This is a genomic window from Streptomyces sp. NPDC050161 (assembly GCF_044460025.1).
GTDB lineage: Bacteria > Actinomycetota > Actinomycetes > Streptomycetales > Streptomycetaceae > Streptomyces.
The window spans coordinates 24,817-37,634 of sequence record NZ_JBITJM010000039.1; the positions used below are offsets into that span (position 1 = coordinate 24,817).

Sequence of the window (12,818 nt, forward strand, 5' to 3'; positions counted from 1 at the left end):
CCGACCGGAAAGCATTCGGGAAGCATCAGGTAGAGGAAGGGCCGATCGTGGCTCAGCAGAGCACCGAGACCGACTGGGTCTCCAGGTTCGCGGACGAGGTCATTGCCGAGGCGGAGCGCCGCGCCCCCGGCAAATCCGGCGCCGACGCGCCGGTGATCGTCTGCGCCTCGGGTCTGAGCCCGTCCGGCCCGATCCACCTCGGCAACCTCCGCGAGGTCATGACCCCGCACCTCGTCGCCGACGAGATCCGCCGCCGCGGCTACGCCTGCGAGCACATCCTGAGCTGGGACGACTACGACCGGTACCGCAAGGTCCCGGCCGGCATCGACCCGTCCTGGGCCGAGCACATCGGCAAGCCGCTGACCTCCGTGCCGGCCCCGCCCGGCAGCCCGTACGGCAGCTGGGCCGAGCACTACAAGGCCGCCATGGAGGAGTCGCTGCGCGAGCTGGGTGTCGAGTACCGCGGCATCAGCCAGACCGAGCAGTACACCTCGGGCGCCTACCGCGAGCAGGTGCTGCACGCGATGAAGCACCGCGCCGACATCGACGCCGTGCTGGACCGCTACCGCACCAAGGACAAGCCGAACGCCGGCAAGAAGCAGCAGAAGCCGGTCGAGGCCGCCGAGCTGGAGGCCGCCGAGGGCTCAGGCGCGGCGAGCGAGGACGACGGCAGCGCGGGCGGCTCCGGCTACTTCCCGTACAAGCCGTACTGCACGGTCTGCGAGAAGGACCTCACCACCGTCACCTCGTACGACGACGAGACCACCGAGCTGGCCTACGACTGCACCGCCTGCGGCCACTCCGAGACCGTCCTGCTGAGCGGGTTCGACCACGGCAAGCTCGTCTGGAAGGTCGACTGGCCGATGCGCTGGGCCTACGAGGGCGTGCTCTTCGAGCCCAGCGGCGTGGACCACTCCTCGCCCGGCTCGTCCTTCGTCGTCGGCGGCCAGATCGTCCGCGAGGTCTTCGACGGCGCGCAGCCGATCGGCCCGATGTACGCCTTCGTCGGCATCAGCGGCATGGCCAAGATGTCCTCGTCCAAGGGCGGGGTGCCCACCCCGGGCGACGCCCTGAAGATCATGGAGGCGCCGCTGCTGCGCTGGCTGTACGCCCGCCGCCGGCCCAACCAGTCCTTCAAGATCGCCTTCGACCAGGAGATCCAGCGGCTCTACGACGAGTGGGACGCCCTGGAGCGGAAGATCGCGGATGGCTCGGCGCAGCCCGCCGACGTCGCCGCCCACCGCCGCGCCATCGGCACCGCCGCGGGCGAACTGCCCACCACCCCGCGCCCGTTGCCGTACCGCACGCTCGCCTCCGTCATGGACATCACCGCGGGCCACGACGAGCAGACGCTGCGCATCCTGGGCGAGCTGGACCCGGAGCAGCCGGTCACCGCGCTCGACGAGACCCGCCCGCGGCTCGACAAGGCCGAGTACTGGATCACCACCCAGGTCCCGGCCGAAGCGCGCACCATCGTCCGCGACGAGCCGGACAAGGAACTCCTCGGCTCCCTCGACGAGCAGGCGCGCGGCTCGCTGCGGCTGCTGCTCGACGGCCTGGACGAGCACTGGTCCCTGGACGGCCTGACCACCCTGGTCTACGGCGTCCCGAAGATCCAGGCGGGCCTGGCACCGGACGCCAAGCCGACGCCGGAGCTGAAGGTCGCCCAGCGGGCGTTCTTCGCGCTGCTCTACAACCTGCTGGTCGGCAAGGACACCGGGCCGCGGCTGCCCACCCTGCTGCTGGCGGTCGGCGCCGAGCGGGTGCGCAGGCTGCTCGGCGGCTGAGCGGTACGGCGCCACGCCCGGCGGGTGGTGAGCGCGCCGTGACAACGGGTTCGGCCCCGGGGATCCCGTCCCCGGGGCCGAACCCGTTCCGCCACAGCGAGGAGGCGCGGTGCCTCCGTCAGCTGTCGCTCTTGCCGTCCTTGCCCTTGTCGTCGCCGGACTTGTCGTCACCGGACTTGCTGTCCTTGGACGTGTCGTCCTTGGCGTCCTTGCCCTTGTCGTCGCCCTTGGCGTCGCTCTTGTCGTCCTTGGGCGCGGTGCTCTTGCCGGCGTCGGCCTTCGGGGTCTCGGCCTTGTCGCCGTTGGCGGTGGCCGCCGCCTTGACGGCTTCCCCGGCGGCCTTCTGGGCGTCCTTGAGGAGGTCGTCGCGCTTGGGGGTGTCGCCGCCCGCCAGACCCGCGCCGTTGTAGTTCACCGTGACGACGATGTTCGCGGTACGGGCGACGATCGTCTGGTTCTTGTAGTCGTTGCCCTTGTTCTTGATGTCGTAGGTGACCGAGGTCGCCTCGTCGCCGACGCCGTCGACCGCGGCGGTCTTGACGTTCTTGGCGTCCTTGGTGCCCTTCGCCAGGTCGATCTGCTTGGTGTAGAAGCCGGTGGCGCGCTTCTCACCGGTGGCGCCCACGGAGGCCTCGGAGTCGTAGCGCTTGAAGCTGACGTCCAGCCAGCGGAACTGGCTGCCGTCGACGCCCTCGGACTTCGAGCTGTACCAGGAGCAGGAGCCGCTGGCGTCGGTGTCCGTCGACTTGCCCTTCTCGCCGGACGCGTCCTTCACCTTGGGCAGCAGGTCCTTCATGGTGTCCTGCGAGAACGCCTTGCACGGGTCGGGCAGCGTCTTGTACTTGGCCGGCGAGATGCTCGGCGAGCTCGTGCCCGAGCCCGACGTGCTCGGCGCGGCCGACTTCGAGGCGTCGGATGCGTCCTTCGAGCCGGAGTCGGAGCAGCCGGCGACGAGCATCACCGGTACGGCTGCGCAGGCGATGATGCTGGCGAGTCGCTTGGATGAACGGTGCATGGTTCCTTCGCTGTTCGTCGTCGTTGTTCCGGCACACAGGGTCCGGATCATGGAATCCGTCCCCGGGTATGCGGCGGCAAGGCTAGACGGCACGCTACGCGGCGGCACACGGCGCGCGCCCGATACGCGTCATGACGGACGGGGTGAACCAGACCATCCACACCAGACGGTCAATTGCCGCATTCGACGCGAAAGCGGGCGTTATTCGCTGAGGGTGTCGGCCAGCTCGGTCGCCAGCGCATGGGCCTTGTCCTGCAGTTCCTGGCTTTCGGGCACCCGCGTCTTGTCCGTCGACCACTGGTCGTAGGTGAGCGTCACGATGACGTTCGACGTGCGGAACACCACAGTGATGTCGCGGTGCACTCCGGAGTCCGCCGTGGCCAGCGCGTCGTCGAGGAAGGCGGTGTCGCCGAGGTCGTCGAGGGTGCGCGAGGCCGTCGACGGTCCGGGTGTCCGGCCCGCGGCCGACGGGTTCGCGGATTTCGACGCCGACGGGCTGCTCGTGCCGTCCGTCGCGGCCTTGCCGTCCTGCCGGGCGGCGTTCGCGTCGACGTCCTTGCCTGCGCCCTTGTCCGCCGCCTTGCCCTTGCCCTTCTCCTTGCCGTCCTTCTCCTTGTCGCCGTCCTTCGACGCGCTCTCGGACGCGGACGGTGCCGCCGACGGGGTGTCGCCGTCGGCCGGGATGCCGGCGGCCAGCTCCTTCTTGGTGTAGATCTCCTGCGCCCGGTCGTCGTCGCTGACGGTGGCGTCGTAGGAGACCACCCGCTGGATGTCGAGCGTGAGGTGCCGGGTACCCGCCGTGGTCTCGCGCTTCCAGTGGCAGCCGACGCGGCGGTCCGTGTTGTACGTGACGTCGGCCTGGCCGGCGTAGATCTTCTCGGCCTCCTGGGCCGACAGGTGCTGGCCGTCGCCGGGCAGCATGCCGCGCACGGTGCTGCGGGCGGGCAGCCGGCACGCCTCGGGAAGGGTCTGGTACTTGCCGGGTTCGGCGACCTGGGTGGAGGCCGCCGCGCCGCCCTTCGCGTCGTCGGAGCCGCCGCCTGTCGTGGAGCCACCGGAACAGCCGGTGATGCCGACGGCCAGGGCCGCGGCTGCCACCAGAGCGGCACCGGGTACGAACGATTTGCGCTGCATCGTCCGTGGCTCCTTCCTGCGAAAACTGGTTGCCGCCGGGTGGCGGGCGATGGACACAATGTGTACCGCACGTCGTGCCGCACACGCCGGTTCACCGTCCAGCATCGGGTGACTTGTCCGCGTTTTGCGTTTTATGTCTTTTCGGGGGAATGGGGAAGTTATGTCGTACACCGAAGTGCCCGGTGCGCAGGTACCGATCCGGATGTGGGCGGACCCCGCCACGGTCGAGGGCGTGGCGATGCAGCAGCTGCGCAACGTCGCGACGCTGCCGTGGATCAAGGGCCTGGCCGTGATGCCGGACGTGCACTACGGCAAGGGCGCCACGGTCGGCTCGGTGATCGCGATGCACGGCGCGGTCTGCCCCGCGGCGGTCGGTGTCGACATCGGCTGCGGCATGAGCGCCGTCAAGACCTCGCTCACCGCCGGCGACCTGCCCGACGACCTCTCCCGCCTCCGCTCCAAGATCGAAGAGGCCATTCCGGTCGGCCGCGCCATGCACGACGACCCGGTCAGGCCGAGCGCGCTGCACGGCTACCCGACCTCCGGCTGGGACGACTTCTGGGCCCGGTTCGACGGCGTCGCCGAAGCCGTCAAGTTCCGGCAGGACCGGGCCACGAAGCAGATGGGATCGCTCGGGTCGGGCAACCACTTCATCGAGTTCTGCCTCGACGACACCGGCGCGGTCTGGCTGATGCTGCACTCCGGCTCCCGCAACATCGGCAAGGAACTCGCCGACTTCCACATCGGGCAGGCGCAGAAGCTGCCGCACAACCAGGGCCTCGTCGACCGCGACCTCGCCGTCTTCATCGCGGACACCCCGCAGATGGCGGCGTACCGCAACGACCTGTTCTGGGCCCAGGAGTACGCCAAGCACAACCGCGCGGTCATGATGGCGCTCTTCCAGGACGTCGTCCGCAAGGAGTTCAGGAAGGCCAGGCCGGTGTTCGAGCCGGTGATCAGCTGCCAGCAGGAAGATAGTCAAGGTCAGATGAGGACGGTCGAGTACCGCCCTGGTGTGATCAGCTGCCATCACAACTATGTCAGCGAGGAAACGTACGACGGGATGAACCTGCTCGTGACCCGTAAGGGCGCGATCAGTGCCCGGGGCGGGGAGTGGGGCATCATCCCCGGCTCGATGGGCACGGAGTCGTACATCGTCCGGGGTCTGGGCAACGAGAAGTCCTTCAATTCGGCGTCGCATGGTGCGGGCCGGAGGATGAGCCGGAACGCCGCGAGGAAGCGCTTCTCGACGCGGGACCTGGAGCAGCAGACGGCGGGCGTGGAGTGCCGTAAGGACTCCGGCGTGGTGGACGAGATCCCGGGCGCGTACAAGCCGATCGGCCAGGTCATCGAGCAGCAGCGGGATCTGGTGCAGGTGGTCGCGAAGCTGAAGCAGATTGTCTGCGTGAAGGGGTGAGACGGCCGCTTTACGTGGGCGGGTCCGAGGAGGCCCGGAGTCTTGCCACGGAGTGCGCACGAGCGGGATCGGCCGGGCGCTCGTATCCGGTCTGAGGTGCGGAGGTCACTACATCACGTGGTGCGGCTGAATGAGAGTGTTCGGGTTTCTCGTTTTTGGCGATGCCTTAGCCCCTCGAATCGCCCTTCAGTCTGTGGTAGCGCCGCATGCTCTCTGCTAGATGGATTGATTCAGCCTTCTTCCTGTGTAGGGCGGCAGCTTCTGCGCGCTCTAGTTGCAACTTTTGTTTCACTTCCGGGTGAAGCTCAGGGAGCAGGATGTCCATCACTGCCGCGCGAAATAGGTACGGTGTAATGTATACGGGTACGACTAGAATTGCTGCGACAAGGATCGTCTCTATAGTGTTTTTACTCTTTCCCGTCTGAGTTAAGGCGAAGGCTGCTGGTCCGATAGATAGAGATACGGATGTGGCTGTGTATGCATACCAAGGGAGATCGATTCCGCTAAGTCGATAGAGCGAGTCTAATGCGGTAATCGTGATGAAAACTAGAGGGCCTAGGGTGAGCATTGATGCTCGATCTAGCCAGCCTTCCGACTGCGAGGAAAGCCACGTGAGTAGGCAGGACCATAGCGTGAACGCAATGGTTATCGCAGAGCCAATCCAGGGAACAGCTCTGTGGAGTTTGCTTGGTTTTTCCTTTTCGGATTCCCCCTCGGTTCCCCCCGTACAACCCTGAGGGTTCTCGCTGATATCTCCTTCATGGAGTTGGGGCTCGGGTGACTGTTCGAAATCGAAGGTCTTCCGTTGCGCGGTCGAAGTGATGGAAATGTCATCTTTGACTTTCCACTTTTCAGTGGATGGGCTGTGTTCGGCCTTCCGTGGTGGTGAGGGTGAGGCTTGACGGCGGGCGATGGCTACGCTGCCTTCCCCCGTGAACCGCAGTTGCGGGGAGATGGTGGACTCCGTAGTCATTCGTTGGTGCACTTGTCGATATACCTCAGCCAAGGTCAGATGTCCGTTAGCCTGATCTGGTTGGGCGGTGCGTAAGGCTTGGATGAGTTGGCTAGTGAATGGGCTTGGCTGGCCAGGGTGGATGGCTGCCTGGGTCATTTGTGTGGACCTGCTGCTGGTTAGGACATAGCGCCCTCTCCCTGCGATAGGGACTGCAAAGTTGCCCCCCTTGAAGGCACCGCTATAGCAGCAATCCAGGATGATTACGGTCGTATTCGCTGGCGAGCCGTCGATGATGTTGTTGATCTCAATTGCGCTCAATGCCGTGGACCGCAAGCCGCTTGTCCTGGTGTCTTTGGCGCAGAGGTAGAGGTTGCCGCGTTCGTCCAGTTGGCCGTGACCGCTGTAGTAGAGCAGCAGGACATCCCCGAGGGTGGCAGTGGTGAACAGGTCGTCAACCCGTTCCCGAAGGTCCTGGATTCCGTAGTCGGGCAGGATTTCGAGGTCGGAGTCAGCGAAAAGCCCGATGCGTGGTTCCGTTAGAACCTGTCTTAGCTGCGCGATGTCTTCGAGAGGGCCGTTTAGAGCAGGTAGTGAGTGTGGATCGCGAGGATAGGTGGCATTTCCGATGAGCAGGCCCCGATAGCGTCGGACCTCTGCCATTAGCGTTCCTCCGGCCGGTTTCCAAGCGTCTCGGCGAGCGCCTGGAAGGACGCTTGATCGATATTGTCGCCGGTCACCTGAACGCGTTTCTCCGCCCCTGTGCTGTCCGTCCATGTCACGGTCAGGGTCCGGGTCTTGTCCCGGGCCAGCCAAGCCCGGAAGCATGCCACGGCGGCAGTCAGTGCACCGGACGAACCCAATGCGAGCATCGTTGCGTCGAGGGTGCCCTTCTGTCCCGGCCCGGGGGCGCCGCGCCGGATGACTGGCCCCACCTCTTCACGCAATGCTGTGTGCAGGGCGGAGACCTGGCCGAGCCAGGGCTCATCGTCCAGTGCGAATCTGCTGGTCCACGGGTAGATCGTCACTTCAATGCCTGCGGCCATGCCCTCCCCCTCGCTTGCGTGCGATGTCAGCATATTCCAGAGAAACAACGGGAGTTGGTGAGCTGGGCTTGTGGTGGTGGCCGAGTGACGGCTGCTGGATAGCAAGAGCGCGGATTGCATCGCTGCGTGGCGACGGCGCAGGCGCAGAGAGACGCGGCGAATCGCTATGGCGTGTTTGCACCGACACGCAAGCCTGCCTATCTGGTGGCCATCGGATGTGCTCGCTCGTGGCGGGTTGGATGTACCCACGCCGGGGGCGCGAGCTGACTTGGTGCCTTCGGCCGATGGCGTTGGAGGGATGGGTGCTGGTCTTGATGCGCCTCCACCCGGTCGGCTGGGGCGAGAACCGATCGGCCCCAGGGGCAGAGGTGCCCCCTCACCGACCTCGCCGACCGCCTGTTCCGCTTCGTGGGCAGTGACCTGGAAGAGGCGAATCACTTCTTCCACGAGATGGTGCACCTGCACGCCCGCCGCACCGAGCACTCCCGCGCCATGCTGGGCACCCAGAACATGTGGCAGGTCGGCCCCTCGGCCACCTGGCCGTGGCTGGTGCTCGTCATCGACGAGGCGTACACCTTCTTCCGCGAGCAAAAGGGCAGCGACCCGCAGACGAAGAAGCGGGCCGCGCTGGCAGCGGAGAACGTGCGGCTCGTCGAACACCTGGTACGCCAGGGACGTAGCGCGGGCATCCTGGTCATCCTCGCCACCCAGAAGGTCACCGGCGACGCGCTGCCCACGTCGATCCGGGACGTCTGCTCCGTCAGCCTCTCCTTCGCCCAGCGCACGACGGATGCGGCGGTGGGGGAGGACATCCGCAACTGGCCGGACGCCAGCCCGCTCCTGCTCCAGGACCCCGAATACGTCGGCGTGGCCTCCATGCTCACCCCCAAACGGGTCGGCTTCCTCCGCGTCCGCACCCCCTACCTGTCGGCCGCCGACGCCGGACGCATCGCGCGGGAAACCGCCCACCTGACCCGCGACCCGGCAACGCTCCTGCCCACGCCACCACAGGGCACGGACTTCACCAAAGCCGCCTGATGCACGGCAAGTTCACCACCAGGGAGCCGCGCCGGTGAGACCCGCACCGCCCGCGCCGGCCCACTCCACCCCGCCCTGACCCCCCTCGCGGCCGGTCGCCCCGAGCACTGCACGCCCACGGCTGCTCGGGGCGACCCGCCCCGCCCCCGAGAACCCGCTCATGCACACCCACCACACCCCCCCGCCACAGCGCCTCGCCCGCCGTGCGGGACCTGCTCTACCTCGCCGCCCACCCCGACTTCGACCGCACCCGCGCCCAGGTCGAACGCCTCGGCGGCTGCACCCGCCCCATCGCCCTCGTCGGCAAGACCACCACACACCACGCCACCACCGGAGAAGTGCTCCACGCCTTCACCACCGCCGACGAACCCACCGGCCGCCTGCTGCTGCCCTGCGGCAACCGGCGCGCCACCCGCTGCCCGGCCTGCTCCCGCGTCTACGCCGCCGATACCTACCACCTCATCCACGCCGGACTCTGCGGCGGCAAAACCGTCCCCGAAACCGTCGCCACCCACCCCCGCGTGTTCGCCACCCTCACAGCCCCCGGCTTCGGCCCCGTCCACAACCGCCCCACCCGCCGCCCGTGCCGCTGCGGCACCCGCCACACCCACGACGATCCGGCGCTGGGCACCCCGCTCGACCCGCTGACCTACGACTACTGCGGCGCCGTGCTCTTCAACGCCCATGCCGGCGCCCTGTGGGCCCGCTTCACCACCTACCTCCGCCGCGAGATCGCCGCCCGCGCCGGACTGCCCCAACGCTCCCTCGCCGACCACCTACGCCTGTCGTTCGCCAAGGTCGCCGAATACCAAAAACGCGGCATCGTCCACTTCCACGCGGTCATCCGCCTCGACGGCCCCGACGGCAACACCGAACGCCCGCCTTCCTGGGCAACCGCCGCCCTTCTCGCCGAAGCGATCCCGGCCGCCGCCGCCCGCGTCCGCCTCACCGTCGCCTCCGACACCATCGGAGACCGCGAACTGACATGGGGCGACCAGATCGACGTACGCGAGATAGCCCCCGCCACCACCGACGCACCCCTGACCGATAGGGGAGTCGCCGCCTACGTCGCCAAGTACGCCACCAAGGGCGCCGAAGCGACCGGCACCATCGACCGGCCCCTGTACTGCGCCCCCTGCCAAGGACGCGGCGCCACCACCACACCCACCGGCCACCGGACCGAATGCCCCGACTGCACCGGAACCGGCCTCGCCGAACCGCCCGCTTCCCTCCCCGTCACCCGGCACACCCGGCAACTCCTCCACACCTGCTGGAACCTCGGCCAACGCCCCGAGTTCGCCCACCTCAACCTCTGGAAGTGGGCCCACATGCTCGGCCACCGCGGCCACTTCTCCACCAAATCCCGCCGCTACTCCACCACCCTCGGCACCCTCCGCACCGCCCGCCGCGCCCACGCCACCGAACAAGCCCGCACCCGCAACGGCCACCCCACCTACGACCCCACCGAAACCCTCGTCCTCTCCGACTGGCGCTACCTCGCCACCGGCTACAGCCCCGGCGAAGAATTCCTCGCCGAGACCGTTCGAGGGCAACGGGGGGCCGCGCTCCAGCTCAAGCACGAGGGGGAGGGGCGACCGCGGTGACCGCAAACGAATCGGCGGCCACCCCGAGTGCTACCGGGATGGCCGCCGACGACCTGACTGCGGAAGAGAGGGAATGGGTCTCCAAGTGGCTGGAGCGTTCCCCTGAGTGGAGCGCCGAGAAGTGGAGCAGCATCGGCCACGTTCTCGGCGTGCGGTTCGGCTAGGGGCCTGCCCTCTTGGACCTTGCGCGGCTTGTAGGCATCGCTAGTACGCGAAACTGGATCTCCTGGTACGAGCACACTCTAAGGGCAGCCACTTTGGGGCGAGTCTAAAAGATCACGGCCCGACGTCGTGCTTTAACGGGCAGGTCCACAGACTGCCCGACTCGCAATTGGCTTCACGGGCCATGATAACTCGCCCCAAGAAGCTCCAGCCCAAATCCGCTCCGCTGGCCTGGCCGCTTATGGCTCATCCGTATCCTTTGGGGCCCCTGGCAGCCTAATTGCAATTCCGTAATTCTTCCGAAGGGAGACTGGCCACCTAACCGGCAACCCTTTTTGTGCCTCGCTAAACAATACCCAGAGGCGCCCTTCCGTTGGGGCGTCAATCTCCATGAAGAACCTTCCCACTTCTTCCCATTTATCGGGGGGGAAATGAGATGCGGCCTCATGGATTGGCGAACTATTATTCGTCAGGATTGCTTCGTTATTCGCCAAACTGTAAAGTCCGTCAACTGCTACGATCTGAGATTCGGTTGGGCGCGTGTGGGCATCTTTGGAGATCGTGCCGAATTCATCCAGGAGCGCCTTGAGTACGGCCCTCATCTCCAGCTTAAGGATGCTGACATGGCAGGGGATGCACAAGCTGGCCTCAACGCATGATCGGACAAAATTCAAGAGAACACCCGGATCATGCATTGACTCTGGCGCCATCACGCCTTTCTCGACAAGAACTTCGTAACGCATCATTAGTCCGGGATGAAACGATAGAGATGACGTCGCCACACAGCTCATGTAGCTGGGGTCGTCTAATGTGATTCGATCTTGAATCTCATGCCAAATCACGTCAGGTATCGTCTTCAATATCCTGGACGGATCATTTGAACTTACTCGATTCTGGTCAGCTTCTTCATCCTGAGCATGGTCCACAAGATAGTCAAATGGGGAAAAGAGCCGATCTCCTGCCACTTCCAGACAGGAACTCGCGCCGTGCACGGGTTCCGTTGCCCACGAAATAGCGTCACCCAATTGAAAAGGGTCCACTCTCTTCGCTGTGCGTGGATCCAAGTACGCACTGAAAGCGGCCTCAATCCACTCCTGGGGGATCGGCGAGAAATATCCGGCGCGTCTAAAGTCGATTGCAGCAGATATCAGTGCTGCCCCCACTTCATTGGCGCCATCCTGTCCATCTCGCCAGCGTTCAAGAGTGGCTGGCCCGGCGGCAAGGAACTCTGCGAAGCCGGCATGCCCAGCTTTATTGAGGGCCATGCTTATTCGACGGTCAGACCTCTGCCGTCCGACCGACCTGATCTCTTCATCGTTTAGAGTTCGGTCTATGCGAATTCTAGTAGCGCCCGCCAAGACCGCTTTAGATATGGTTGATAGAGAGCGTCCCGGAGTACCCGCCGTGGCCGATGCCATAGCCCCCTTTGCGGCAGAACGAAGTGTCGCCAAAAAGAGAACGCCACTTCCGCTAAATAGGCGAATGAGGCCCTCGTCCAAGCCATCAGCCCCGACGAACTTTTCGAGATCGTCTAGCCACACGACAGTGTTCTCCAGCCTGAAACCGGCTGAAATTAGCGCTCGCAGGGATATGCCGTCCTTAGCGACTACGATTGCGCGCTCTCCGCCTACTTCTACGCTTCTTGCGAGGGCCTCATATGCCGTTCTCGTCTTACCGGAAGCCGAGTTACCCTCTAGGACCACAAAGCCGATTCCTTGGCCCAGCAAGGCATCCAGGTCATCATCTACAGAACGCCGAACATATGGGGTTATGCCAACCCACTCATCCAACTGCATTGAAGGATGAACTCCGAGGTCCCGGATAGGGTCTAGATCAAAAGGTGATCGTACGATCACAGAGCCCGTACTCAGAACCCGGTCCACAGGGCCTGATTCGTGCATTCCATTCACTAGCTCAGTCGAGACGTTGAGGTACTCTCGCGCAATCCAGAGCAGCTCGGGTTCGGAGAGCATTTCGGCTATAGAGTTACCATCGATAATCTCTAGCCTCATGTCATGCTCCGTTAAAACTTCCCGAGCAATTTTGTGCCTATGGCTTACGCTTATATCCGCCTCTGCGAAGTAAAAGATGGCATCTACGGGAGGCGCGGAGGTCGACTGTAAGACGGTGGAGACATCCGTCAGTATCTTCCGTCGAACGTTTGAGGTCTGAAGGGTGCAGCAAAATACCACCACCTGATCGTTCTCTAGGCCAAAGAACACTCCCGCATCCTGCACGTTTTCCTTGCTGTAGCTCAGAAATGTTTCGAAATCGCGACCTTGGTCACCTCCAGCTGACACCGGACCTGTGGCCGCCAGAATGTTCCGCGTGATTCGTTGGCGCACGAGAGCTCGGCAAACATCCTCAAATTTGTGATGCTCATTCAATGTGCTCATGCGCCCAAGCTGGTAGCGAATGAATGAGTTCAGCTCGCCTCTGCGAATATCTGCATCTGGTGGCACGTGATCCGAACCGACCCTATTTCCGCTCCGCGGATCGTTGGCCAAAGCTCCCCCTAGGTCTAGTGCCAGTTACAAGCGATTCTGCCTCTTTCTCAGGTTGGTCGCCACTAGGCACTGTTTCTCGGATCTCCTGGCGTGGACGGGGTGTTGGGGTCAGGCTGGCTGTATGGGCCGTGGGGATTTGACGAATGCGGAGTGGGA

The 12,818-nt window shown here is 64.8% G+C and carries 10 protein-coding genes; 5 read left to right on the top strand and 5 right to left on the bottom strand.

The annotated features are described in order from the left end of the window. Positions 1 to 47 precede the first annotated feature (47 nt). Positions 48 to 1,787, top strand: a complete 1,740-nt coding sequence (gene lysS, locus ACIBK8_RS34675; RefSeq protein WP_393683814.1) for a lysine--tRNA ligase — start codon at positions 48 to 50, stop codon at positions 1,785 to 1,787. A gap of 118 nt (positions 1,788 to 1,905) precedes the next feature. Here the strand turns inward: lysS and ACIBK8_RS34680 are convergent, their stop codons facing one another. Beyond that, positions 1,906 to 2,802, bottom strand: coding sequence for a DUF3558 family protein (locus tag ACIBK8_RS34680; RefSeq protein WP_399046551.1), 897 nt, complete (start codon positions 2,800 to 2,802; stop codon positions 1,906 to 1,908). A gap of 201 nt (positions 2,803 to 3,003) precedes the next feature. After that, the gene (locus tag ACIBK8_RS34685) at positions 3,004 to 3,936 is read right to left on the bottom strand and encodes a hypothetical protein (protein ID WP_399046553.1); all 933 of its coding nucleotides are present in this window, start codon (positions 3,934 to 3,936) and stop codon (positions 3,004 to 3,006) included. A 160-nt stretch (positions 3,937 to 4,096) separates the two neighbouring features. Between ACIBK8_RS34685 and ACIBK8_RS34690 the strand changes: the two genes are divergently transcribed. Next, a complete protein-coding gene (locus tag ACIBK8_RS34690) occupies positions 4,097 to 5,353 on the top strand; it encodes an RtcB family protein (protein WP_399046555.1) in 1,257 nt (418 codons plus the stop codon). A 166-nt stretch (positions 5,354 to 5,519) separates the two neighbouring features. Here ACIBK8_RS34690 and ACIBK8_RS34695 read toward each other — a convergent pair whose 3' ends face one another. Next, positions 5,520 to 6,968, bottom strand: coding sequence for a caspase domain-containing protein (locus ACIBK8_RS34695; RefSeq protein WP_399046556.1), 1,449 nt, complete (start codon positions 6,966 to 6,968; stop codon positions 5,520 to 5,522). Next, a complete protein-coding gene (locus ACIBK8_RS34700; protein WP_399046557.1) occupies positions 6,968 to 7,351 on the bottom strand; it encodes a hypothetical protein in 384 nt (127 codons plus the stop codon). Before ACIBK8_RS34700 ends, ACIBK8_RS34695 begins: the two co-directional genes overlap by 1 nt. A 408-nt stretch (positions 7,352 to 7,759) precedes the next feature. Between ACIBK8_RS34700 and ACIBK8_RS34705 the strand changes: the two genes are divergently transcribed. From ACIBK8_RS34705 to ACIBK8_RS34715, 3 genes are all read left to right on the top strand, one after another. Then, complete coding sequence (locus tag ACIBK8_RS34705; protein WP_399046558.1) at positions 7,760 to 8,389, top strand: hypothetical protein; 630 nt, start codon at positions 7,760 to 7,762, stop codon at positions 8,387 to 8,389. 203 nt (positions 8,390 to 8,592) lie between these two features. Further along, positions 8,593 to 9,993 (top strand): replication initiator, encoded by a 1,401-nt coding sequence (locus ACIBK8_RS34710; protein ID WP_399046559.1) that lies wholly within the window; start codon positions 8,593 to 8,595, stop codon positions 9,991 to 9,993. After that, a complete protein-coding gene (locus ACIBK8_RS34715) occupies positions 9,990 to 10,157 on the top strand; it encodes a hypothetical protein (RefSeq protein ID WP_399046560.1) in 168 nt (55 codons plus the stop codon). The genes ACIBK8_RS34710 and ACIBK8_RS34715 overlap by 4 nt, the downstream gene beginning before the upstream one ends. Positions 10,158 to 10,394: 237 nt before the next feature. Here the strand turns inward: ACIBK8_RS34715 and ACIBK8_RS34720 are convergent, their stop codons facing one another. Next, positions 10,395 to 12,551, bottom strand: a complete 2,157-nt coding sequence (locus tag ACIBK8_RS34720) for a hypothetical protein (protein ID WP_399046562.1) — start codon at positions 12,549 to 12,551, stop codon at positions 10,395 to 10,397. Positions 12,552 to 12,818: the final 267 nt, after the last annotated feature.